The organism is Negativicoccus succinicivorans, assembly GCF_014207605.1.
Lineage (GTDB): Bacteria > Bacillota > Negativicutes > Veillonellales > Negativicoccaceae > Negativicoccus > Negativicoccus succinicivorans.
Genome location: NZ_JACHHI010000001.1, coordinates 62,249 through 87,327, shown reverse-complemented (window position 1 = coordinate 87,327; position 25,079 = coordinate 62,249). Strand labels below are relative to the sequence as shown.

The following is a 25,079-nucleotide window of genomic DNA, read 5'->3' as shown; positions in this document are numbered from 1 at the left end:
GTCAGTTCCTTTCTGCCAATTCGCCACGCAAAAGCCATGTCTGCGCGTGGTCTACTTTCACTTGTGTTGTCTCACCGATCATAGTCGTTGCGCGCGGTGCAAAAATAATCATTTTGTTACCGCTCGTACGACCGAACCACATCTTCGGATTATTTTTAGTCGGCCCTTCCACGATTACTTCATATGTTTTACCGACCATCGTTTCGTTGCGCTCTAAGCTGATTTCGTTTTGGATACTCATGAGTTCCTGTAAGCGCCGTTTCATGACATCTTTGGAAACCTGTCCCGCCATTTTGGCGGCGGGTGTTCCCGAACGCGGCGAGTATAGAAAGGTGTACGCCAAGTCATAACGAATCTTTTTCAGCAGCTCCAGCGTTTCCCGATGCATTTCTTCCGTCTCGCCGGGAAAACCTACGATCAGATCGGTCGTCAGTACCACATCGGGCATCACTTTGCGGATATAATCCACCAATTTACAATAATGCTCTACCGTATAACCGCGGTTCATCCCTTTCAATACAGCATCCGAACCGGATTGTACGGGTAAATGCATTTGGGTGACCACGTGCCGACTCTGCGCAATCGTATCGATCATCTCCCGCGTCATGTCACGAGGATGCGATGTCATATACCGGACGCGTTCAATGCCATCGATTTTATCCACTTCGCGAAGCAAATCCGCAAAATCCGTACCGTCTTTAAAATCAAGACCATAGGCATTCACATTTTGTCCCAAGAGCGTGATTTCTTTATAGCCTGCAGCGGCAAGTTCCCGTACTTCTTTGACAACGGACTCGATCGGACGACTCCATTCGCGACCGCGTACATACGGCACGATGCAATAAGTGCAAAACTTGTTGCACCCCTGCATGATCGGCACCCAGGCAAAAACATTGCTTTTACGAACGGCATGCAGATCCGTAAAGTCTGTAATATCGGCACCGCGCATTTGCGTTTTGAGCGTGTGCGAGGCGACCGCTTTACCGCTTTGCAGTAACTCTTTTAAATGATGAATATTGTACGGACCGAAAACAAAATCAATATGCGGAGCACGCTCAAATAACGCTTCCTTATTTTTCTGCGCCATACAGCCGGTAATGCCGATGACAAGATTCGGATTCTTGGCTTTAAGATGTTTCAGTTCGCCAATTTTCCCGTAAACCTTATTTTCTGCGCTTTCTCGCACGCAGCAGGTGTTGATGACGATGACGTCTGCCTCCTGCATGTTGTCTGTAGGTTGGTATTGCAATTCTTCCAGTTGTCCCGACAAGCGTTCTGAATCACTTTCGTTCATTTGACAACCGTAAGTAATAATATGGTACGTTCCTTTCAATGTGTTCTCCTTCTCAAAACATGGGATGTTTACCGGCGCTGCACATTAACCATATCGCGAATCGATATTTTCAACATCTGCACTGACATTCCCGTCGTATACTCAATTTCATGACGAATGGCCTTCTGCAAACGCTGAATCAATCGTTTCGGATCATGATTAAAGGCCATGACCAGCGAAAACTCCAATCCTAGACCGTTTGTATTTTCCTTCATTTTCGTAATTTTAACATCATGCGCCGAAATGGCACCGCGCGTCACTTCTACCGCCCGGTTCAACAAAGCGATGATTACCGCGTCACTGAATACGAGTTTGCCGTAATAACTGAAAATCGGTCGAACCACCGATTTTTCATCCGGACCCTGGGCTTTTTTGTTTTTATCACGCCGAAAAAAAGACTTCAACGGATCGATTAAGTACCCGCGAAAATGAGGGCGCAATTCCATTGTGGGCAAGGGAATAATATGTTTTCCCTCTTTTAAACGGGATTCGTTGGCGCGCGCAATTTCCTCACGGGTCGCCACCTGTTCAATATGAATGTAACGGCTCGGCTTGGGCAGACCAAGCGCCAGTGTTATTTTATCCACCATGCGTTCCGACGTTCCTAAAATCAGAAGCTTCTTCGGATTGATCTTTGCCAACGCTTTTTGCACCGAAGCGACCTGCACGGGATCTTGAAAAATAGCCCGACGAACCGCCTTCAAACGACTCTCTTCTTTTTTAGCGGAAAATCCGGCAGCCAATCGATTTTGATAAATTAAAATACCGTCATCAATGATGCATTCAATACCGCTTTCATGTGCGACCACTGATGCCCGATAGCTTTTCCCTGTGCCGCTCGGACCCACAAATGCGATTACTTTCATCTCGCACCATTCCTTTTTGGATTGATATTTTATTATACCATATACCCATTTAACTCTTTATGTATGGCCGATATGGATTAAGTACCTGTTGGAAACTGTGCCGACAATAAAAAAGCCTGCCGAATTCGGCAGGCTTTTTTATTAACGTAAGCTACAATTAAATGCTTTTAACCGTTGGACAATCCGTTGAATTCGTTCATCCACCTCATGATCCTGCAAGGTGCGATCCGGCGCGCGGAAATGCAACGCATAGGCCATACTGACGAATCCGCTCGGCACCTGATCACCGCTGTAACGATCAAACAGTTCGACCGATTCCAGAATCGCGCCGCCCTGTCTTTGCATGACATCAACCAATGTCGAGTGCGTGACACCTTCCGGAACTAAAATGGCCAGATCCCGATCCAGCGTCGGATACTTCGGCAAGCTTTGGTATTCCGGTATTGTCGCAATATACGGCAACAATGCTTCGATATCCACTGTGAATATATACATTGTCGGGTTCAAACCGTACCCTTTTTGGGCAACGGGATGCAATTCACCGCAAGACAGCAAAACTTTACCGTCATGCAGCGCGGCGGCCGCCTTACCCGGATGGTAAATGGCGTCTTCCGCTACATCCCAACGGTAATCGGTGACGCCCAGTCGGGAAAGAACCGTTTCCATCAAACCTTTGACATCATAAAAATCGTAGGCATGCTGTGCCTGCGGCCAACGTGCAGCCCCCGTGCTGCCGCAAAGAACACCTGTGACAAACGGTTTTTCTTGCGGTAATTCGGCAAGCGGTAATTCTTTCGGCAAATACACGGATGCCGCTTCAAACAGCGCCAAGTTTTCATTTTTCACGGCAAGATTGCGCTTGACCGCCTGCAACAGACTCGGTACAAGTGTAGTCCGCATTTGCGGGAAATCATCGGTAATCGGATTTAATACGGAAACCGCCTGATAGCGGCTGTCTGATTCTGCCAACCCCAATGCTTTCAAATCTTGCGGTGCCATGAAACTGAAGGTAACCGTCTCAGAAAGACCGGCTTGTACCAGGATATCACGAATCGTTTCGATCGCTGCGTGCTCATCGCTTTGACGGCCACTGGTTTGGCGCCCGAGCGGTAATGTGTTCGGAATTTTATCATAGCCGTAAAGGCGCGCCACTTCTTCGACAATATCAGCCAGTTCCGCTACGTCACCGCGCCAGCTCGGAACGGTTAAAAGCAGTGCTTCGCCCTGTTCGGTGATGTCAAAATAAAGGCGTTTCAAGATATCGATAATTTCAGCACGCTCCAACGTAATCCCGATCGCCCGGTTAATTTCCTCTACCGTAACGGTGAGTGTACGCGTCGGTTGCGGTTCGGGATACACATCAAGATACCCCGGAGCCACTTCGCAGGCGCTCATTTCCTGCAGCAGCTGCGCGGCTCGATCTAAAGCAAGTGTCGTAATGTCGGGATCAATACCGCGTTCAAAACGTCCCGACGCTTCCGAACGCAGGCCGTGTTTACGCGCGGTACGACGAATGGTCGCGCCATTGAATGTGGCGGCCTCCAACAATACGGTCGTCGTTTGGTCGGTCACTTCCGTGCGCTGTCCGCCCATAATGCCCGCAAGTCCGACTGCACCGTCTCGGTCGGCAATGACCAGCTGATCCTCTGCTAAGGTTCGTTCTTTATCGTCCAAGGTCACTAACGATTCGCCTTGCAATGCACGGCGGCAAATTAATTCGTGTCCCGCAAGCGTATCATAGTCGTACGCATGCAACGGCTGCCCCTGCTCCAACATGACAAAATTCGTCACATCGACAACATTATTGATGCTGCGAATATTCGCACTGCGCAGCGCATCCTGCAGCCATTCCGGCGAAGGCGCAATTTTCACATTGCGCAAAAGTCGCGTCGAAAAGCGTTCGCAAAGATCGGTGGCGGCAAGCGTCACTTTTGCGTCTTCCGTAATCGCCGTACCGGACTCGTTCACTTGAATGGTCGGCAGGCTCAATTGACTGTTGAACAACGCCGCAAATTCACGAGCCAGTCGCACCATGCTGAAACAGTCCGCTCGATTCGGTGTAAGTTCAAACTCGAAAATCACATCATCGAGACCTAAAAACTCATGGATATCATGACCCACCGGAACATCATTCGGCAAAATAAAGATACCGTCAGCGCGTGCGCCGGATAACAGGCTCAAATCGAAGCCCAATTCATTTGCCGAACACATCATGCCGAACGAAGGTACACCGCGCAATTTCGATGTTTTAATGTGAATACCGCCCGGTAAATATGAGTTCGGTTGCGCTACCGGTACAATTTGACCCGGACGCACGTTCTTTGCCCCGGTGCAAATCTGTAATGTTTCCGTTCCTACATCCACTTGGCAGACAACGAGTTTGTCTGCATTGGGATGCGGATCGACCGAAAGAATTTTACCCGTAACGACATTTTTAATATCTTTGCCGGGAACATGTACTTTTTCCACCGGAATGCCGGCCATAGTCAGTGTTTCGGCGAGCTCTTCCGGATCTCCCTCAATCGTGACATAATGGCGCAGCCAGGTTAACGATGCCAGCATATATTTCCCTCCTAAAACTGCGCCAAGAAGCGCACATCATTATCATAAAATAAACGTAAATCGTCAATTCCGTACACCAGCATGGCGATTCGTTCCACACCCATACCGAACGCAAAACCGCTGATTTTTTCCGGATCGTAACCGTTTAAACGCAATACATTCGGGTGCACCATACCGCAACCGAGAATTTCCAGCCATTCTTCGGACGTATCCACCGTACCGCCTTTACTGTGCCGTTTACGGAAAGAAATATCGACTTCCGCGCTCGGTTCCGTAAACGGGAAATAGCTGGCACGAAAGCGTACCTTGGTATCTGTACCGAAAACTTCCCGGCAAAAATGTTCAATCGTTCCCTTCAAGTCGGAAAAGGTGATTCCCTGATCCAGCAAGAGTCCTTCGACCTGATGGAACACCGGTGAATGCGTCGCATCATAGTCGGAACGATATACTTTGCCGGGGGCAATAATACGAATCGGCGTATTCGGTTCCTGTGACTGCATCGTGCGCGCCTGAACCGGCGACGTATGCGTACGCAAAAGAATCGATTCATTGATATAAAACGAGTCTTGCATATCACGCGCCGGATGGTCTTTGGGAAAATTCAGGCTTTGGAAGTTATAAAAATCATCTTCGATTTCCGGACCTTGCGCAATCGTATACCCCATCTTCATAAAAATATCCTGAATGCGACGATTGATCTGCGTCAATGGATGCAAATGACCTTGCAGCGGTCGACGTCCCGGTAACGTAATATCAATTTTTTCCGCCGCCAACCGTTCGCTCAATGCTTTTTGCGCCAGTTCATCCTGCTTCTCGCTCAGGTTTTTTTCCAAAAGGCCGCGCACTTCGTTAGCGAGCGCCCCCACGACCGGCCGCTCTTCAGCGGTCAGATCCTTCATGCCGCGCAATATCGCAGTCAGTTCCCCTTTTTTACCTAAGAACGCTACTCGGATTTTTTGTAACTCCGATTCGTTCGCAGCAGCTGCGATTTGTTCCAACGCACGCTGTTGCAGTTCCTGCATTTCCTCTTTCATAACACCCCTCCTAAAAACACAAAAAGACCCTCGCCTGGGGCGAAAGTCTCTTCCGCGGTACCACCCAAATAAGTACTCGAAATCTTTATCGCAGAAATACGTTTTGCCTACGTTATCAGCAAACTGCTCCCGAATGAACTGTATGGTTTCACACGCCGACTTTTCCAGTCATGAAATCGGCTCCCTGAAGTGCGAATCCTCCATACACCTTTCGTTCCTAGCATCCAATGTGAAATTAAAGATAGTATAACAAGTTAACTTTGATTCCGCAAGTCACTTATGTGAATTTGAGACCGCCGGCAATAATACCTCGCTGTACCTGATTGCTGCCTTCAAAAATTTGCATGACTTTGGCATCACGCATATATTTTTCTAACGGTGCTTCTTTGGAGTAACCGGCACCGCCCATAATTTGAACGGCATCTGTGCTCACTTTCATCGCCGTATCGGATGCGAAACACTTCGCCATGGACGCGATAACACCGGCGTTTCTCGCACCATCCATTTGACTGGCAGCCGCTTTCCACACCAACAAGCGGGATGCTTCCGTTGCCATTGCCATATCGGCCAACATCTGCTGTACCATCTGCAGCGCAATCAATTTATTGCCGAACTGCACACGCGTGTGCGCATATTTCCCTGCGGCTTGCAATGCCGCCTCTGCAATGCCGACGGAGATCGCACCGACAAAGGGACGCGATGCATCCAACGTCCGCATCGCCCATTTGAAACCGCTGCCCTCACGCCCCAGCCGCGCCGACTCGGGTACAAAGCAATCCGTCAGTACCAATTCCGAAGTAGCGGAAGCACGAATGCCCATTTTATCTTCCACTTTACCCACACTGAAACCGTCCGTATCTGTCGGCACAATGAATGCCGTCAGCCCGCGGACGCCGCGAGCCGGATTGGCATTGGCAAAGACCACTACCACATCGGCAATCGGGCCGTTGGTAATAAAATGCTTCGTACCGTTTAAAATGTAGCCGCCTTCCGTTTTTTTCGCGCGTGTTGCAATCGCCGACGCATCCGAACCGGCATTCGGTTCCGTCAAGGCAAACGCGGTCATCCCTCCGCCTAAAATCACGTCACAAAAAGCTTGCATCTGCTCGGGTGTGCCACCGAAGGCTACCGGCAACATGGCCAGCATATTCGCCGCGCACGCCGTCGCAATACCCGCACAGCCCTGCGCGATTTTTTCAAAAATAAGCGCCAACGTCATGGCATCCAAACCGAGGCCGCCGTATTCTTTCGGTACGCCGAGTGAGGTCAGTCCGGTCTGCTTCAAAATTTTCCAGAGTTCATCCGGCACCACACCGTCTTTATCCATTTCCAACGCACGCGGTGCGATTTCTTTCGTTACAATTTCCTGCACCAGATCCAATAATTCCTGCTGTTCGGCAGTGATTGTAAAGTCCATTGTTCCCTCCTTAAATATCGTGCGCGATATCAATCGGGTGCACGATCCAATACGTGCCTTTCCCCGAAAGCATTAATCTCTTGTTGTCATCGTAAAATTTAACTTCCCCGACCAATGTCTTTTTACCGTGGTGGATGATTTCACCGTAGCCGTGCACCCAGGTATTTTCCGGAACGGGACGAATATACGAAATATCCAAATCAATCGTGACGACATGGTAGCCGAGCGCTCGAGATGCCCACCCCATGCAGGCGTCGCTCATCGTAGCCAGCGGCGCTCCATGTGCAATTCCGCGGCGATTAGTGTGGAAATCCGGTTCGATAAACAGTTTAAAATGAGTTTTTCCCGGAAAGAGATCCACTACTTCAATTTTCATAAACTGAAAATAAGGATCTTCACTTTTGGCGCGTTGATAAAAATTTTCCAATGAGGGATCAATCATTTGTCTCCTCCATCATCCATAAGGCCTTCCCCAGCACATAAAAGGTTCCTTCGCAATGAGCTAAGAGCCGACCTCTTTCATCGCGAAAATCGCAAACCGTCCGCATCGTGTTGCGTCCGTTATGAATAACCTCTGCCGTTCCCGTCACCGTCGAATCCAAAACAACAGGACGAATATACGAAATACGAAGCCCCATGGTCGTGACTGATTTGCCGTGTGCAAAACAGGCTGCTCCCATATAGGTATCAGCCAAGCCGAAAAGAAAACCGCCATGTGTCGACTGATAGGAGTTTTCCACAATTTCGCGCTGCGCTATTGTTTTCATTACCAAGTGCCCCGGTTCCATCGTCACCACTTCATAATTCATCAGGCGATCAAAAGGATTCAGTAACACCATTTTCATAATTTTTTGTTGTTCCTGCTCCGTTATCACTATCGACTCCACCTATTCATAATGCAACGCATCGATCGGGTTCAAGCGTGCCGCTTTACGGGCCGGATACAAACCGAACAGCAATCCGATGGCTACCGAAAACGCAAATGATCCTAAAATCGGCCAAGGAGAAATGGCCGCGGAAACGTTGACTAAGGAGGCCATCGCGTGCGCCCCTAAGATGCCGACGATGACACCGATCGTGCCGCCTACCAGACTGATCGTAATCGACTCAATCAAAAACTGCGTAATAATCATCCGATACGTCGCACCGAGAGCTTTACGTATTCCGATTTCACGAGTACGTTCCGTTACTGATACCAGCATAATATTCATGATTCCAATACCGCCGACTAACAGCGAAATCGCCGCAATCGCACCCAAGAAGAGTGTAAGCGTTTGCATGGTTTGCTGTACGGTTTCTAAAACGTCTGCCATATTTTCTACCGTAAAATCATCTTCGCGATTAGGCAAAATCTTATGTCGAATCCGCAAAAGGTTGGTAATATCCGCTTCCACTTGCGACATCGCATCGGCGGATGCGGAGGCGACGCTGATCGTTTGCACATAGGTGATGCCGAGCAACCGTTCCTGTACGGTGCTGAACGGCGCCAAAATGCAGTTATCCGCATCATTTCCGCCCGATGCACCTTTCTCCGCAAGAGTTCCGATTACCACATACGGGTCATTTTTTACACGAATTTTACTGCCGATCGGATTGGCATCGCCAAATAAATTCTCGGCGACCGTCTTGCCGAGTAGCACTACGCGCGCCCGCGATTTATATTCTTTTTCCGTCCAGTAGCGGCCTTCCTCAATTTCCGCGTCCCTGACATTACGGTAGGATGCGGTGACACCGATAACCTTTGTGGTCCAGTTTTTATTGCCGGCCACTACTACATACGACCCCTGCACCATTGGCGAGGCGTCTTTGACATTAGGCAGCGACGTAATCGACACGTAATCATTATAGTGCAACGTTTCCAAACTTCCTGCCACCGGTCGCAAGCCCGGTGTTCGCGGTGCTCCCGGTATAACAATCAGGAGATTGGAGCCGAGTTGCGAAAACCGATCTTCCGTATCTTTTTGGACGCCTTGGCCGATCGAGACCAGCGCAATCACGGAAGCCACCCCGATGATAATCCCCAGCATCGTCAAAAGGGAGCGCATTTTATTACTGATTAAAGCCTGCCATGCGATTTGTAAATTTTCCCAAAACATACTACGCATCGTCGGCTACCATCCATTCCTGCGTCACGACCCCGTCGCGCAACACGATATGGGATTGCGCATAAGCGGCAATATCCGCCTCATGGGTAACCAGCAGAATCGTCCGACCTTGACGATGAAGCTCCGTAAAAATTTCCATAACTTCCGCACCGGATTTACTGTCCAAGTTGCCCGTCGGCTCATCGGCCATAATAATCGCAGGATGATTGACCAAGGCTCGCGCAATGGCGACGCGCTGTCGTTGACCTCCGGAAAGTTCCGTCGGCAGATGATGCAGACGCTCGCCCAGACCCAGTTGCGTTAATAATTTGCGTGCATACTCGGTTCGCTCCGGTTCCGGCGTCCCCGCATAAATCATCGGCAATTTTACGTTTTCCAAAGTGGATAACTTGGCAAGCAGGTTAAAACTTTGAAATACAAACCCGATTTTTTGATTACGCGTTTGCGCCAATCGATCATCCGATAATTGTGCGACCTCTTCGCCGTCCAATTCATACGAGCCGGAAGTCGGACGATCCAAGCATCCCAGAATATTCATCAAGGTTGACTTGCCCGAACCTGAAGGTCCCATGATCGACAAAAATTCACCGCGCTCTACGGAAAGAGATATCCCTTTCAGTACAGGTACTTCCTCTTTTCCTAAGCGATAATTTTTAACGATATCTTTCAACGCTATTACAGGCACACTCATCATTTCACCTAAATTCGCGGATGACGCGCTACAGAATTGCCCGCTTTATCTTCTTTGACACTGCCGCTGGTCACAATCGTATCTTCGGCGCTGAGGCCGGAAATAACTTCCGCCTGAGTATCCGTAATAATACCGATTACTACCGGTGTTTTTTCCAGCTTGTCGCCCGCTTTTTTATACACGTATTGACCGTTCACATCGCTGCGCAGCGCCGTGATCGGCACCAATACGACATGATCTTTCGTTTGCGCGTCAATGATCGCACGCGCTGTCATGGACGGATACAAAGAACTGATTTCATCGCTGTTAATCGCCACATATACCGTATAGTAAATAACCGCTGTACTCGAAGAATTCCCGCTCGAAGCCGGCGTGCGGGAAATGTCCGTCACATGCCCGTGGAACTTTCGGTTCGGATACGCGTCAACAGTAAACGTTACATTTTGTCCGGTCTTGATCTGACCGATGTCTGTCTCATCCACTAAAAGACGGATCCGCATGGAAGAAAGATCGGCAATTTTCGCAATGATCATCTGACTCGACAAGCCTTGCGCTACCGTCTCGCCCACTTTCATCGGTTCACCGATCACGACGCCGTCCATCGGCGCGACAATCGTCGTGTCGGACATGTCCGCTTGCGCTTTATTGTAGGTAGCTTGCGCTGTTTCATAGTTCATTTGCGCATCCGCCAATTGCTGATAGGAAATCGCTCCCTCGGCATATAATTGATGATATCGGTCGTAAAGGCTTCGTTTATTGGCTAAAATACTTTCCGCCTGACTCAACTGACTTTCCGCCGATTTCGCAGAAATCACCGCCAAGACGTCGCCTTCATGAACTTGCTGATTTTCTTTCACAAACACCTGAGTTAACGTACCCGAAATGTTGGCGCTCAGCTTTACTTCATTAACCGGTTCGATCGCGCCTGTCGCATCAATCGAGCTGGCAATTGAACCTGTGGTGACCTGCCCCAACACATAAGACTCTTTACTTTCTGTAGTCCGATGCGTCCACCACCAAACCCCGGCTAATATAAGCAATAAAAAAAGCACTCCCCAAACAATTTTACGTTTATGAGTTTGCCAAAATTCGTTTCGAGCCATCATTTCACCCGCTTTATCTAAGTTATCTGAATGTTCCCTTTGTTCTTTTTATTATAACATAGTACAAGTTTTGTTTTAGCGATACCGATCCGTATAATCGGATTCTCATACAGCAAAATTCCGTCCGGTTTATGATATAATATTTCTACTCAAAGGAGGCATCATGCAACATTTCGACTATCCCCGCCAAATGTGGCGGCAATTTTTTTCTATTTGGATACCGCTTTTCCTGACTCAATTATCCCTTGTAGCCGGCGGCTTTTTTGCCGCCACGGTAGCCGGGAGGCATAGCACCGTTGATCTTGCCGGAGCGGCGGTCGGCGTAAATTTATGGGTGCCGGTGTTAATGACTTCGATTGGCCTTTTCATGGGACTTACGCCGATTATTTCCCAACTTTTAGGCGCCAATCAACCGACAAATATTCCTTCCATTGTGCGGCAAGGAATCTACCTTTCTCTGACTGTCGGCCTGGTAACCATTTGCATGGGAAGTTTTCTCCTCCCCTGGATGCTTGATAACTTAGGTCTGGAGCCTGCTGTGCGCAAGGTCACACAGGGGTTTCTGACATTTATTGCCTACGGAATTATTCCCTGTTTTATTTCTGTTACGTTACGCAATGTGGTGGATGCTCACGGTTATACTCGTATTTCCCTTTCGATTATGACTACAGGATTTTTCCTGAATATTATTTTGAACTATGTGTTTATTGACGGCTATGGCAGTATTCCCTCGTTGGGCGGTGCCGGAGCGGGACTGGCGATTACCATTTCCAACAGTGTGAACTGCTTGCTCTTTTTCTTGGTTATGCTTTTTTTGCCCCCTTTTTCCCATTATCGCATTTTCAAGGAATGGGAAGGTCTTCATTTCGCAAGATGGCGGGAGCAGCTGAAAATCGGCTTACCGATCGGCGGTGCCAACTTTTTGGAAATATCCTTGTTTTCTATCGTCGGCCTCTTAATCACGAGCTATGGTACACAGGTTATTGCCGCTCATAATGCTGCGAATAATTTTTCCAACGTATTGTACTCGCTCCCTCTTTCTGCCGGTATTGCCGCGACGATTTTATGCGGGTTTGAACTTGGTGCCAAGCGCTTTGCTGCTGCCTTACGCTATGCCCGCATGGCGCAAGTTTTTACGATTAGCGTGGCAACCGTTCTATTTATCCTCGCCTTCTTTAACTTCAATTCGATTGCCGGTCTTTATACCAATGATCCGCAAATGATCACGCTCACTGCCAGTTTTATGGTGTATGCGCTGATGTTTACCTTTGCCGATGCTACCGGCGTACCGATCCAAGGAGCGCTGCGCGGTTATAAAGACGTGCGCTTCGTATTTATCGTTTCATTATTATGCTATTGGTGTATCGGTTTGACCTTAGGCATTTTTCTGTCGCATTATACCAATTTAGGTCCTTACGGTTATTGGGTCGGTATTATTTGCGGTTTACTTGCTGTCTCCATCGCCTACAACTCACGTCTCATCTATCTCAATCGCAATCGACATAAAATCCAAACCACGCATTAAAAAAGAGACCGTTACGGTCTCTTTTTTTGTTCCGCGTTTATTTTCTTGCGATACAATGTAATCACATCTTCTACCGGAATAGTGCTCATCGTAATATTGCGGTTTTTCTTGATTTTTAAATCGGCATTCTGCGCTTGCTGTGCCATCACATAATCGCCTTGGGGATTGTGAAACGGACCGCTGCGTTCCGGACGCGTCGGACCGTACAAACCAATGATGGACGTACCGTACGCATTGGCAATATGAAGCGGACCCGTATCACCGGAAATATGCATGCGCGCATGTTTCTCCAGCGCCAGCAATTCACGTAAACTTGTTTTGCCTGTCAGATCTGCCGTTCTTTTCGTTCGGTCACCCGCCAGCAAACGTTGCGCCAGCGGGGTGTCAGCGGCGCTGCCGGCAATAACTACATGCCGCCCGTCAGCGGTCATCTGACCGATCAGTTCCCGCCAGGACATTTCCGGCCAATCCTTCCCCGCACCGCGGCTGCTCGGAGCAATCACAATATACTCGCCGGTCACGCCCAAAGCTTGTAATTTTTGACGTAATGTGACTTCGGCATCACTGATGTCACACAAAGGATACGCAATCCGGTCGATATCCGCGCCGAAATACTCTACCACGTCCAATAAGCGTTCCGTGATATGACCATATTGATGAGCGCCGACAATCGGCTGACTTACCAGTCCGCTTCCTTCGCGCGCTTCCCAATATCCGTAACGCGCTTTAGCGCAGCTTAACCGCGCCACCAAAGCACTCTTAGCAAGCATCTGCAAATCCAATACCAGGTCAAACGAGCGTTCGCGTAATTCCCTATGTAATTCACGCCAATAGGAAGGCTGGCGAAGACGATTCCGGTCAATTACAACTTTATCGTCCAAATAAGGAGTGCCCGGCAAAATATCTTTAAATGCGTGATGAACCGCCCAAGTAATATGCGCGTGCGGATACTTCTTACGTAACGCAAACAGCGCCGGCAATGCACAAATAATATCGCCGAGCGAGCTCATTTTAATAATTAAGATACGTGCCTGCGGCAAATTTAATTCCATTGGAGATCCCGTACACATTCATGCATAAATTCCTGCACATTACCGCCGGTAAATAAAAATCCGCGAATGCCGGCACGCTCGGCGGCCGCCACATCCCGTTCGCCGTCACCGATCAAAAACGCGTCTTCCCGTGCGATACGGTGCTTACTGAGCGCTTGAATAATCATGCCCGGCCGCGGTTTACGGCAAACGCAATCCACATCATATTTTTTTACTTTGGCATGTAAAAGATGCGGACAATAGAAAAACTCCGTCACTTTTCCGCCCGCTTTGGCAAACTCTTCGTTCAGCCAGCGGTGTAATGCCTGCACGTCCTCTTCCGTGTACATGCCGCGCGCCACACCGCTTTGATTGGTCACAACGAAAATCAGCCAGCCCTGTCGGCTCAGTTCGGCAATCATTTCCCGCGCTCCGGGAATAAATTCCACTTCGTCCGGCCGACTCACATAGCCGTGATCAACATTAATTACTCCGTCACGGTCCAAAAATATCGCTCGTTGTGACAATTTAATGAACTCCTTTATTTCGACTGGTAATAGTAGTAATAAGTTTTGTTGTGGAGTATCCGTCTACAAAAGGAATTATTTGTACGCGTCCGGCAAACTCTTTGCCGACGACGTCATCCGGCGAGTAGTCTCCGCCTTTGACCAATACGTCCGGACGAATCTCCCGAATCAGCTCATAGGGGGTATCCTCGTCAAAAACAACTACGGCGTCCACCGCACGCAATGCCGCTAAGTGGTACGCCCTATCCGCTTCAGAAACAATCGGACGCAAACTTCCTTTTAAACGTCGTATCGAAGCATCGGAATTGACGCCGATGATCAAATGGTCTCCCAGTTCCGCCGCCGCTTCCAAATACGTCAAATGTCCGCGGTGAATCAAATCAAAGCAACCGTTGGTAAAGACGATGGTATCCCCCGCCTCACGCCATGCGTTAACCACTTGTACAAGCTCGGAAAGTTTCAATACGGCGGCATCCCGATGGATATTATCACTTAACGAGACGGCCAGTTCCGATTGTGAAATCGCATATGTACCCACTTTGCCGACTACTACGCCGGCGGCACAGTTCGCCAAATGCAGCGCAAAACGCCGCGGCAACTGGGCTCCTATCGCCGCAGCAAGTACGGCTACTACCGTATCACCCGCCCCGGAAACGTCGTATACTTCCCGCGCCAAGGCCGGATGCTGAAAACTGTGCGATTCATTATCCACCCAAAGAATGCCTTTCGCAGAACGCGTGACGGCCACTTGCTGCACACCCGACTTTTTCATCAGAGCAAGCGCCGCTGCTTTTACTTCGCGGTCGTGATTCGCAAGCGTTGTTCCGCAAGCTTCGCTTAATTCTTTCAGGTTCGGCGTTACAAGAGTAGCATTGCGGTAACGAGACCAATCCGCCTGTTTCGGATCTACCAGAACGGGTACTTGCGCATCGCATCCGATTTGAATTACTTTTTGACAAAGTGATTCCGTGCAAATTCCTTTGCCGTAGTCGGAAATCACCAAGACCGAGCAACCTTTTTCTACTTCCTTTGTCACTTGCTCACAAATGCGGGAAACGGTATGTTCCGAAATATCTTGAATCCGTTCCTGATCGATCCGCAGCATTTGTTGTTGTACACCGATCACGCGGGTTTTTGTCGTTGTCTGCAACTCCGGATCCGTCAATATGCCGCTGTCATCCATATCGCCCGCACGCAAAACTTCGCGAAATTCATCGGCCGCGCTATCATCACCGACAGCACTGATCAAGCGTACAGGACAACCCAATCCGCGCAAGTTGGCAGCGACGTTGGCGGCACCGCCCAAACGTCGTTCCGTTTTTTCAATGCGATGTACCGGTACCGGCGCCTCGGGCGAAATGCGTGCTACCTGACCGAACAGGTAGCGGTCCAACATGACATCACCGACTACGACAATGCGCAAAGTATGTAATGAGTGGAAGAAACGCTCAACATTCGTGCGCATATTCATCCACCATTTCACACCAAATATGTCCCGTTAAAATATGCATCTCCTGCACGCGGGCTGTCACATCACTCGGCACATGCAGCACCAAGTCACAGCAGGTATCCATCTCGTTACCTTTGGCCCCCGTCAAACCGATAATTTTGAGTCCGTTGGTTCGTGCGGCCTCGATCGCTTTCAATACATTGGGACTGTGGCCACTCGTGGAAATCGCCACTAATACATCTCCTTTTTGCCCGAGTGCCGCTACTTGGCGGGCAAATACTTCCTCGTAACCGTAGTCGTTCGCGGCGGCGGTCAAAACCGACGTATCCGTGGTCAACGCGATCGCCGGCAGCGCACGACGTTCCGCATGGTAACGCACAATCAGTTCAGCCGCCAAGTGTTGCGCATCCGCCGCCGAACCGCCGTTGCCGCAAAATAAAATTTTCCGCCCGCGCTGCAAAGCATGACAAATGATTTCTCCGCTTTGTGCTATTTCATTAGCATGCTCCTGATAAGCTTGGGCGACTTCTATATGTTCATGAAGTGCATTGGCAATATCCATTATTTACCTGCCGGCAGTGTGTCGTTAAAGAAGCGTATGGCATTTTTATGACTGATATGATCAATATCGTCCGCGGAGAAACCTTCCTTTTCTAATGCTGTAAACAGTTTATCCATTTCGGAGGCATCATGAATTTCAAGGTAAGGCTGGATACCGTCAAAATCCGTTCCCAACGCGACCGTTTCGATTCCTGCTATGTCAGCGATATATCGAGCATGGCGAGCAATATCCGCCGCCTTGGAAACCAATAACGGCGAATCCAATTGCGGTGCCGGAACCGGTCGTTCGCCGATCGCCACCTGATGATATTCTTCTGTCGTCAACGGCGCCAAAAGTAATCGTGGATTATTCACTTCGGAAGGATCTGTAATCGGTTTCGAACCGACGAAATTTCGCGAGAAGTTTAAACCGATCACACCGCCTTTTTCCCCGAACGCACGTAATAAATCGTCGGGCAAATTACGCGGATGTGAAAAAACGGCACGCGCATTAGAATGGGACGCCATCACAGGTTTTTCGGCGCGTTCCAACAATTCTCTCGTACCTTGATCGTTCAAATGGCTCGTATCGACGATCATGCCGTTTGCCTGCATCCACTCGACAAATTCCCAGCCGCGGGCTTTAAGCCCTTTGTCTTTGCCCTCTGTCCCGTTCGGAAAGGCCAATTCATTTTCATAGTTCCAAGTCAATGTGACCAGTCGCACGCCGTCCTCAGTAAACGCCTTTTTCAGTTTTTGCAAATCACCGCCAAAAACCCCGCCTTCCTCTACGGAAAGCAATGCGCCGATGATGCGATCACGACGGCAGGCTTCCAGGTCTGCAAGCGTACGAACCTGGCGTACTTTATCACCATATTTTTTGATGTTCGCCAAAAACGTATCCCGCATTTCACCATAACGAACATACGCATCGGGATGTTCTTCCAAATCTACAAAAATCGCAAAGTCCTGCAGTAAATAATTTGACTTTTGCAACTTCTCCAAGTCGATATTCCAAACATTTTTATGCAAATCGCCGCCGGCAGGTACGTCCAACAGCTTCATCAATGTATCACAATGCAAATCGATGATCATTTCGACTCAACTCCTTTTTGCTTTTGTTCCTCTTTGGCCATCAACGTTTCCAGTTCCGCCATAAAATCCTTCAAACCACTGAACCGACGGTAAACGGATGCGAAACGAATATACGCTACCGGATCCAGATCGCTCAACTTCGCCAGAACCACTTCACCCAGTTCTTCCGAGGAAATTTCCTGCACCAGGCGATTGCGCAGTTCCCGCTCCACAGAAGCCACCAATTCTTTTATTTGCTCCACACTGACTTCCCGTTTTTCACAAGCACGCATCAATCCGCGTAACAGTTTGTCACCGTCAAACATTTCTCGATGCCCGTCACGCTTAATCACCATCAGCGGCGCTTCTTCGACCAGTTCATACGTGGTAAAGCGTCGATGACAGGACAAGCATTCCCGTCGCCGACGAATGGCATTTCCATCGTCCGTCACACGCGAGTCGGTTACTTTTGTATCAGCATATTTACAAAATGGGCATTTCATTTGGCTTCCCCCTTTACCCATATGGGATCGATGTTTTCGATAAGGAATGTCCAGATATCGTATTTATTATAGCATGCATACAAAAAATAGCGGCAGGTATAGTTCCTGCCGCTATTTTTTTAAACCACGATATTAACAATTTTTTGCGGCACAACGATCACTTTGCGAATCGCTTTGCCGTCGATAAATTCTTGCACCCTCTCATGAGCGAGTGCTTTTGCTTCGATTTCTTCTTTCGTAGCGGCCACTCCCACCTGAATGGTGGCGCGAACCTTGCCATTCACTTGCACGGCAAGTTCGACTTCATCCACCACCAGTGCCGTCGGGTCCACTTCCGGCCACGAGGCCTCATGTACGCTCTTTTCCTGCTCGCCCAGTGCCTGCCAGAGCTCTTCCGCGATATGCGGTGTGAACGGTGCCAACAAAATCACCAAATCTCGCAGTACTTCACGGCGCAAACCGTCAGGCATATCATTGACCCGTTCGGCGTAATCATGCAAGGCGTTTACCAGTTCCATGATCGCGCTGATGGCAGTATTGAAATTGTAACGACCGTCCAAATCGGTTGTCACTTTTTGGAGTACCCGATGGGTTTCACGACGCAAATCTTTATCTTCCGAGGTCAATTTGCGTTCCTGTGTCGGCATTTCCAAGTAGCGTCCCACAATGCGCCAAACACGATTCAAAAAGCGGAAAGCTCCTTCTACACCGCGATCGCTCCATTCCAAGTCACGTTCCGGCGGAGCGGCAAAAAGAGTAAAGAGCCGTGCCGTATCGGCACCGTACTGAGCGACCAATTCTTCGGGCGAAACCACATTGCCTTTTGACTTGGACATCTTGCTGCCGTCTTTCAACACCATGCCCTGCGTCAGTAATTTATCAAACGGTTCAACCGCTTCCGTCATACCGGCATCATGCAATACTTTCGTAAAGAAGCGGGAGTATAAAAGATGCAAAATTGCATGTTCAATGCCGCCGATATATTGATCGACGTTCATCCAGTAATTAGCCTTATCTTTACTGAACGGTTCCTGATCGTTTTGCGGATCCGTATAGCGCAGGAAATACCACGAAGAGTCGATGAACGTATCCATCGTATCGGTTTCGCGACGAGCCTTTTCACCACACTTCGGACACGCCGTAAATAAGAACTCTTCATTTGTTTCCAGCGGAGATACTGCCGCCTTACTATTGAAATCCACATCGGTCGGCAAGCGTACCGGCAAATCTTCCTTGGGTACGGGCACCATGCCGCAATGCGGGCAGTAAACGACCGGAATAGGCACGCCCCAATACCGTTGACGGGAGATCAGCCAATCACGCAACCGGTAGTTGACATGGGCTTCGCCGATCCCTTGTTCCTGCATTTTTTCCGTAATCTTGCGACGAGCCTCTGCACTGGTTAAACCGTTAAATTCACCGCTGTTGATCAAAATACCGTCTTCCGTATAAGCATCATCAAGTTTTTCAGCTATTCTATCCGATGTATCTTCGCTTATGACAACATGTACCGGCAAATTATATTTGCGGGCAAAGAGAAAGTCGCGTTCATCATGCCCCGGTACGCCCATCACAGCACCGGTACCGTAGTCCACTAATACATAATTGGCCACCCAAATCGGCACCTCTTCACCAGTTAATGGATGAATCGCATAACCGCCGGTAAAAAGGCCGACTTTTTCGACATCTTCCGAAGTACGGTCGAGCTCGTTGACGTTTCGCATTTCTTCGACGAATTGGCGAACCGCATCAGCTTCTTTTTTGCCTTCAATAATTTTCTCGACTAACGGATGTTCCGGTGCTAACACTACGTAGGAAACACCGTACACGGTATCGACACGTGTGGTATATACGGAGATGGTTTCCTCCGGCAACTCTTTCACGCCGAATTTAAATTCGGTACCTTCGCTGCGCCCGATCCAATTTTTTTGCATCGTTTTAACGCGTTCCGGCCAGCCATTAAGAAGTTCCAGATCATTCAACAGACGATCCGCGTACGAAGTAATTTTTAAGAACCATTGCGAAAGATTTTTCTTTATTACCGGCGTATCACAACGCCAGCAGCAGCCGTCCACTACCTGTTCATTCGCCAGTACGGTCCCGCAATGTTCACACCAGTTGACTTTCGCTTCTTTTTTATACGCAAGACCGCGGTTCATGAAGAGTAAAAACAGCTCCTGCGTGAACCGATAGTAGTCCTCGCTGCAAGTCGTGACCTCCCGATCCCAGTCATAGGAAAGTCCTAATTTGTTTTGCTGCTTTTTCATGTTTTCAATGTTGCTGTATGTCCACTTTGCCGGATGAATGTTGCGCTGGATCGCCGCATTTTCGGCCGGCATGCCAAATGCATCCCAGCCCATCGGATGAAGCACATTGTAACCGCGCATCGTCATGAAACGAGCAATCACATCACCGATCGCGTAGTTGCGTACATGTCCCATGTGCAAATTCCCCGACGGATAAGGAAACATTTCGAGCACATAATATTTTTCTTTTTCCGCATCGGCATGCGTATGAAAGGCATCCATTGCATGCCATCTATCCTGCCACTTTTTCTCAATCTCTGCAGGATTGTACTTATCGTTCATGGAATTTCCTCCCGTTCATTTCTCAGTTTATTAATTACTTATTATATATTTTAATGAACGTTTACGCCAATAAAAATATACAAAAAAAGAGCTTTCGGCAAGCTCTTTTTTTCCGCCCTGTTATTCCCGCGGTAAGGTATCTTCTGTCCCTTGTTGCGGTTGCTGTTGCATAAGGCTTTCCCGATTTTTACGCAACGAATCAAGCGTTCCTTCCATGTTCTCTTCGACGTATTTCAAAACATCGGTCGCATACTCAAGAGCGTTTTGCTGCATAGTGTCCGCGGTTTGGTTCGCATTTGCGATAATTTCATTGGCGCGCTCTTGGGCATTTTTCACAAGTTCGCTTTCTTCCGTGATTTTAGCGATATAATCTTTGGCTTGCGCAATAATCGTTTCCGCCTGTTTTTGTGCATCCATCATCACACGTTCTTTATCGGCAACGATACGCTTGGCGTTCTCCAATTCATTAGGCAACGAGCTGTTGATCGCGTCAATGATGCGTGCCACTTCGTCCTGATCGACAAGGCGTTTGTTTGTTAACGGAACTTCCCTACCATTCATTACTACATAATCAAGCTCTTCCAGCAATTTGCGTGTATCCATGAATACCACTCCTTTATTTGGCAACCGCCAATTTTTCTTCCAGTGCGGTTAATACACATGGCGGTACCAACCGCCCCACGTCACCGCGAAACATGGCCAACTCTTTGATTCCCGAAGAGCTGATAAACGAATATTCACCGCGCGTCATCATAAAAACCGTTTCAATTTCCGGATCCTGATCTTTCAATAATAACGCCCGTTGGAATTCATATTCAAAGTCGCTGAATGCCCGCAACCCGCGAATGATTAAGCGCGAGTCACGTTGACGCACGTAATCGTTGAGTAAGCCGGAGAACGCATCCACTTCTACGTTCGGAATATGAGTCGTTGCTTCTTTCAGCAAAGCTACCCGTTCTTCCATCGAAAACATCGGTTTCTTGCCGGGATTCACAAAGACCGCAACAATCAGTTTGTCGACCAATTGTGCACTGCGTTCAAAAATGTCCACATGGCCTTTTGTGACCGGATCAAAACTGCCCGGGCAGATTCCCACTCGCATGCAATTATCCTTCTTCCCTTTCTACCACCAAATAGGTCACCATAGTACCGCCGTAATGTTTCTGCCGCCAGAGCCGATAACCTTTAGGTATCTCCAAGCTTTCTTCCCGTGCCTGTTCAACAACAACTACGCTGGTAGGCTGCACGAGGCGCGCACGGAGCAATTCCCGCAGTACAGGTTCCACCAAACCGCGTTGGTACGGCGGATCGAGAAAAACATAGTCAAACGGTTGATTCTGCGGCAAGTTCGCCAATGCAGATTCGACGCGTTGTTCACGTACTTCGATCTGTGAAGAAAAGTCGCAAACCTCCGCGTTTTGACGAATCACCGCAGCAGTTTTCTCATCTACGGCGCAAGCAAATTCCGCTCCGCGACTTAACGCTTCCAGCGCCATGGCGCCGGTGCCCGCATACAAATCAAGCACGCGTGTTTCCAGTAAACCTATGTTGACCAGCGTATTGAAGATCGCTTCGCGCACCCGATCCTGTGTCGGGCGCGTCGCCATCCCCTTTGGCGCCGCCAATTTATGTCCGCGTCTAGTGCCACCAATGATTCTCATATACCCTCGATAGTTACATTGTATTATAACATTGGTATTTTCAAATTACAAAATAACAGGCTCCTGATGCTCTTCTTTTTTTGCCCGTGTCATCAGGTTTTGCAATGCGTTTTGCAATGAACTTTCACCGGAAAGCACTCGATATACCTGCTCGGTAATTGGCATTTCAATACCTTCCCGCTGCGCCACAGGATATACGATATGAGTGCTTCGGATGCCTTCCACCACTTTTTTTGTTCCCTGTGTGATCTGCGTTTCCGTCAAGCCTTGCGCCAATGCTCTGCCTGCTTCATGATTGCGGCTGTGTTTACTCGTACAGGTTACGATCAGATCGCCCATGCCGGAAAGTCCAAACAAGGTTTCATTGCGTGCTCCGAAATGCACTGCATAGCGCACGATTTCCGCTAAGCCGCGAGTAATCAAAGTCGCACGTGTATTGTCCCCGTAACCGACGCCATCGACCGCTCCGGCAGCAAGTGCAATAATATTTTTCAGCGCACCGCCGTACTCCACCCCGATAATATCCGTGCTGTAATATGCTCGCAAATGCGGCAACATGTAGACATCCTGTGCTCGCATAGCGGTTTCTTTGCGGGCAGCAGCGACCACGGTGGCCGCCGGCAATAAACGCCCGACTTCTTCCGCGTGATTCGGTCCCGAAATCACGGCGATTTCGTTCGTCACCCCAGCCAATGCGGCGGTTATATCTTCCGATAAACGCCCCCCGCTCGGTGACAAACCTTTCGCTGCTGAAATGACCAATGCGTTTTCAGTGAGCCATGGACGAATTGCCTCCGCCATTGTCCCTATCGCTTTCGACGGGGTCGCCAGCACGACTACATCCGCATTTGTCACTGCCTCTTCCAAATCCGCAGTAATTTTCACTTGATTTGGAAGCAACACGCCCGGTAAATATGCCGCGTGTTGACGAGTTTCCGTCATTTCCGCGACCGTTTCAGCGTTTCGTGCATATAAGCATACGTTCGGATGCGCTTCGGCAAGCGATCTGGCCATCGCAATGCCCCATGCACCTGCACCTATCATGGCTATCTGCACAATATCACCTCGTATTATCTTATTTTGTTTTACGCCGGCGTTTTAATTTTGCGCGTTCAATTTGTTTCTCTTCGCCACGCAGTAATCGCCCGATATTGGCACGATGTTGAAAAATGATAGCAATGACACCCAAAGTCGCAAAAATCAAAAATGCCGACGGAGCCTGCCACCACCATAAAAGGATCGGTACGGTCAACGCTGCGACAATGGACGCCAAGGATACTAACCGTGTCGCAAAGACCAAAACCGCCCAAACGACAGCCGCCGCAACTGCTACCGGCAACGACAGACAGCACATGACCCCAAAGCCGGTCGCCACACCGCGGCCGCCGCGAAATCCCAAAAACACGGAAAAGCAATGGCCGACAATCGCTGCTGCCGCACAAAGCGCAAGCAGTATCGGATCGTTTCCGCCTAACGATGTCGCCGCTACGCCCTTCAGAAAATCCGCGACAAAAACGGCAATCCCCATACGCGCTCCCAACGTGCGATAAGCGTTGGTTGCGCCGATATTACGACTGCCGTGCCGACGTAAGTCGGTACCGCAAAGCAGCTTGCCGAGCCACAAACCGCTGGGAATCGACCCCAGCAAATATGCTCCCATAACGCAAAGCAAATAATTAATCACTCATCATCACCATCGCGTTTACCGCGTAAAACCAATCGAATCGGCGTACCTTCAAACCCGAACGATTCACGCAAACGATTTTCCAAAAATCGCACGTACGAAAAATGGACGTATTGCGCGTAGTTACAGAAAAGCACAAAGGTCGGCGGTTTAACTCCCACCTGTGTCATATAGTACAGCTTGATTTCCTTACCATACTTCATCGGCGGCGGATTCATCAATTTTGCGTCCGTTAAAACTTCATTCAGAACCCCGGTCGAAACGCGGCGCGTTTGCTGTTCCGAAACGAATTGAATCAGCTCTCCCAGACGATGAATTCGTTGTTTGGTAAGAGCCGAAACATACACAATCGGTGCATATTGTAAAAAGGCCAATTCACGCCGAATATCTTCCGCATATGTTTCGGTAGACTTGCTGTCTTTTTCGATCAAGTCCCATTTATTAACAAGAATGATCATGCCTTTGCCGGCTTCATGCGCGTAGCCCGCAATTTTGGTGTCTTGCTCAGTGACCCCTTGGGTCGCATCCAAAACCAGTACGACCACGTCGGCACGATCGATCGAACGCAGCGAACGAATGACGCTGTAATGCTCCACCGGCAAATCAATTTTTGCCTTACGACGCATTCCCGCGGTATCAATAAGCACAAATTCCTCGCCATGGTATTTCCAATGCGTATCAATCGAATCTCGTGTCGTGCCGGGTACATCACTCACCAGCACACGTTCTTCGCCGAGAAGCGCATTGGTAAGAGAAGATTTGCCGACATTCGGACGACCGACCAGCGCCACATGCACAAGTTCATCTTCATGCGGATCGATTTCGCGCTGCGGAAAATGCTTCACCACATCATCCAACAAATCTCCCAATCCCAGCAGATTGGAAGCGGAAATCGCATGCGGATCCCCCAGTCCCAAAGAATAAAATTCATAGACATTCATTTCCTGCGCGGGACTGTCAATTTTATTGACCGCAAGCACGATCGGTTTACCGGCATCTCGTAGTAGATGGGCGACCTGTTCATCATCCGCCGTGACACCGACGCGCCCGTCACAGACGAGTACGATCACGTCGGCCTCCAAAATCGCAAGTTGGGCCTGCGCTTTGGTGCCAACGCTGATATGGTCTTCTTTCGGCACCAAAAACTCAATACCGCCCGTATCAATCAAAGTAAACTTTGTGCCGAGCCACTCTGCATCAAAATAAATGCGATCGCGAGTGACACCGGGAACATCTTCCACGATGGAAATACGTTTGTTAATGATCGCGTTGAATAATGTCGACTTGCCGACATTTGGCCGTCCGACCACCGCCACTAACGGTTTATCCATAGCTTACTCCTTCAATAAAAAACACGGGAAACAGCGAACCGTCCCCCGCATTTT

Annotated in this window: 24 protein-coding genes; 1 reads left to right on the top strand and 23 read right to left on the bottom strand. The window is 49.1% G+C overall.

Annotated features, from left to right (window positions below; translation table 11 throughout):
* Position 1 precedes the first annotated feature (1 nt).
* From miaB to HNR45_RS00465, 10 genes are all read right to left on the bottom strand, one after another.
* Positions 2–1,333 (bottom strand): tRNA (N6-isopentenyl adenosine(37)-C2)-methylthiotransferase MiaB, encoded by a 1,332-nt coding sequence (gene miaB / locus HNR45_RS00510; RefSeq protein ID WP_260399098.1) that lies wholly within the window; start codon positions 1,331–1,333, stop codon positions 2–4.
* Positions 1,334–1,362: 29 nt separating this feature from the next.
* The gene (locus HNR45_RS00505; protein WP_159822051.1) at positions 1,363–2,199 is read right to left on the bottom strand and encodes a hypothetical protein; all 837 of its coding nucleotides are present in this window, start codon (positions 2,197–2,199) and stop codon (positions 1,363–1,365) included.
* Positions 2,200–2,340: 141 nt separating this feature from the next.
* Positions 2,341–4,761, bottom strand: a complete 2,421-nt coding sequence (gene pheT, locus HNR45_RS00500) for a phenylalanine--tRNA ligase subunit beta (protein ID WP_159822053.1) — start codon at positions 4,759–4,761, stop codon at positions 2,341–2,343.
* An 11-nt stretch (positions 4,762–4,772) separates the two neighbouring features.
* Positions 4,773–5,795, bottom strand: a complete 1,023-nt coding sequence (gene pheS / locus HNR45_RS00495) for a phenylalanine--tRNA ligase subunit alpha (RefSeq protein ID WP_159822055.1) — start codon at positions 5,793–5,795, stop codon at positions 4,773–4,775.
* A gap of 277 nt (positions 5,796–6,072) precedes the next feature.
* On the bottom strand, positions 6,073–7,212 hold the full coding sequence (locus HNR45_RS00490; RefSeq protein ID WP_159822057.1) for an acyl-CoA dehydrogenase family protein: 1,140 nt from the start codon (positions 7,210–7,212) through the stop codon (positions 6,073–6,075).
* A gap of 10 nt (positions 7,213–7,222) precedes the next feature.
* Positions 7,223–7,654, bottom strand: a complete 432-nt coding sequence (locus tag HNR45_RS00485) for a PaaI family thioesterase (protein ID WP_024048798.1) — start codon at positions 7,652–7,654, stop codon at positions 7,223–7,225.
* Complete coding sequence (locus HNR45_RS00480; RefSeq protein ID WP_159822059.1) at positions 7,647–8,087, bottom strand: PaaI family thioesterase; 441 nt, start codon at positions 8,085–8,087, stop codon at positions 7,647–7,649. Before HNR45_RS00480 ends, HNR45_RS00485 begins: the two co-directional genes overlap by 8 nt.
* A gap of 12 nt (positions 8,088–8,099) precedes the next feature.
* Positions 8,100–9,308, bottom strand: a complete 1,209-nt coding sequence (locus HNR45_RS00475; protein WP_159822061.1) for an ABC transporter permease — start codon at positions 9,306–9,308, stop codon at positions 8,100–8,102.
* A gap of 1 nt (position 9,309) precedes the next feature.
* Positions 9,310–10,008: an ABC transporter ATP-binding protein gene (locus HNR45_RS00470; protein ID WP_024048795.1), complete on the bottom strand. Its 699-nt coding sequence runs from the start codon at positions 10,006–10,008 to the stop codon at positions 9,310–9,312.
* An 8-nt stretch (positions 10,009–10,016) separates the two neighbouring features.
* A complete protein-coding gene (locus HNR45_RS00465; RefSeq protein ID WP_235020566.1) occupies positions 10,017–11,114 on the bottom strand; it encodes an efflux RND transporter periplasmic adaptor subunit in 1,098 nt (365 codons plus the stop codon).
* 160 nt (positions 11,115–11,274) lie between these two features.
* On the opposite strand from HNR45_RS00465, the gene HNR45_RS00460 reads away from it, so the two are divergent.
* Positions 11,275–12,636, top strand: coding sequence for an MATE family efflux transporter (locus HNR45_RS00460; RefSeq protein ID WP_159822063.1), 1,362 nt, complete (start codon positions 11,275–11,277; stop codon positions 12,634–12,636).
* 11 nt (positions 12,637–12,647) lie between these two features.
* Here the strand turns inward: HNR45_RS00460 and HNR45_RS00455 are convergent, their stop codons facing one another.
* From HNR45_RS00455 to der, 13 genes are all read right to left on the bottom strand, one after another.
* Positions 12,648–13,688, bottom strand: coding sequence for a glycosyltransferase family 9 protein (locus HNR45_RS00455; RefSeq protein ID WP_159822065.1), 1,041 nt, complete (start codon positions 13,686–13,688; stop codon positions 12,648–12,650).
* Positions 13,679–14,194, bottom strand: a complete 516-nt coding sequence (locus tag HNR45_RS00450) for a D-glycero-alpha-D-manno-heptose-1,7-bisphosphate 7-phosphatase (RefSeq protein WP_052098513.1) — start codon at positions 14,192–14,194, stop codon at positions 13,679–13,681. Before HNR45_RS00450 ends, HNR45_RS00455 begins: the two co-directional genes overlap by 10 nt.
* 1 nt (position 14,195) lies before the next feature.
* Positions 14,196–15,659 (bottom strand): D-glycero-beta-D-manno-heptose-7-phosphate kinase, encoded by a 1,464-nt coding sequence (rfaE1, locus tag HNR45_RS00445; RefSeq protein WP_200841480.1) that lies wholly within the window; start codon positions 15,657–15,659, stop codon positions 14,196–14,198.
* Complete coding sequence (gmhA, locus tag HNR45_RS00440; protein ID WP_159822067.1) at positions 15,643–16,206, bottom strand: D-sedoheptulose 7-phosphate isomerase; 564 nt, start codon at positions 16,204–16,206, stop codon at positions 15,643–15,645. Before gmhA ends, rfaE1 begins: the two co-directional genes overlap by 17 nt.
* The gene (locus tag HNR45_RS00435) at positions 16,206–17,279 is read right to left on the bottom strand and encodes a dipeptidase (protein WP_159822069.1); all 1,074 of its coding nucleotides are present in this window, start codon (positions 17,277–17,279) and stop codon (positions 16,206–16,208) included. Before HNR45_RS00435 ends, gmhA begins: the two co-directional genes overlap by 1 nt.
* Positions 17,276–17,761, bottom strand: coding sequence for a transcriptional regulator NrdR (nrdR, locus tag HNR45_RS00430; RefSeq protein WP_159822071.1), 486 nt, complete (start codon positions 17,759–17,761; stop codon positions 17,276–17,278). Before nrdR ends, HNR45_RS00435 begins: the two co-directional genes overlap by 4 nt.
* Before the next feature lie 119 nt (positions 17,762–17,880).
* Positions 17,881–20,349, bottom strand: coding sequence for a leucine--tRNA ligase (gene leuS / locus HNR45_RS00425; RefSeq protein WP_159822073.1), 2,469 nt, complete (start codon positions 20,347–20,349; stop codon positions 17,881–17,883).
* Positions 20,350–20,469: 120 nt separating this feature from the next.
* On the bottom strand, positions 20,470–20,952 hold the full coding sequence (locus HNR45_RS00420) for an ATP synthase subunit B family protein (protein WP_024048785.1): 483 nt from the start codon (positions 20,950–20,952) through the stop codon (positions 20,470–20,472).
* Between the two features lie 13 nt (positions 20,953–20,965).
* Positions 20,966–21,451 carry a pantetheine-phosphate adenylyltransferase gene (gene coaD, locus HNR45_RS00415; RefSeq protein WP_024048784.1) on the bottom strand — a complete coding sequence of 162 codons (486 nt, stop codon included), beginning with the start codon at positions 21,449–21,451 and terminating at the stop codon, positions 20,966–20,968.
* A 4-nt stretch (positions 21,452–21,455) separates the two neighbouring features.
* On the bottom strand, positions 21,456–22,010 hold the full coding sequence (gene rsmD, locus HNR45_RS00410) for a 16S rRNA (guanine(966)-N(2))-methyltransferase RsmD (protein WP_159822075.1): 555 nt from the start codon (positions 22,008–22,010) through the stop codon (positions 21,456–21,458).
* Between the two features lie 45 nt (positions 22,011–22,055).
* Complete coding sequence (locus tag HNR45_RS00405; protein ID WP_024048782.1) at positions 22,056–23,066, bottom strand: NAD(P)H-dependent glycerol-3-phosphate dehydrogenase; 1,011 nt, start codon at positions 23,064–23,066, stop codon at positions 22,056–22,058.
* A gap of 19 nt (positions 23,067–23,085) precedes the next feature.
* Positions 23,086–23,694, bottom strand: a complete 609-nt coding sequence (plsY, locus tag HNR45_RS00400; protein WP_159822077.1) for a glycerol-3-phosphate 1-O-acyltransferase PlsY — start codon at positions 23,692–23,694, stop codon at positions 23,086–23,088.
* The gene (gene der / locus HNR45_RS00395) at positions 23,691–25,025 is read right to left on the bottom strand and encodes a ribosome biogenesis GTPase Der (protein ID WP_159822079.1); all 1,335 of its coding nucleotides are present in this window, start codon (positions 25,023–25,025) and stop codon (positions 23,691–23,693) included. Before der ends, plsY begins: the two co-directional genes overlap by 4 nt.
* Positions 25,026–25,079 lie beyond the last annotated feature (54 nt).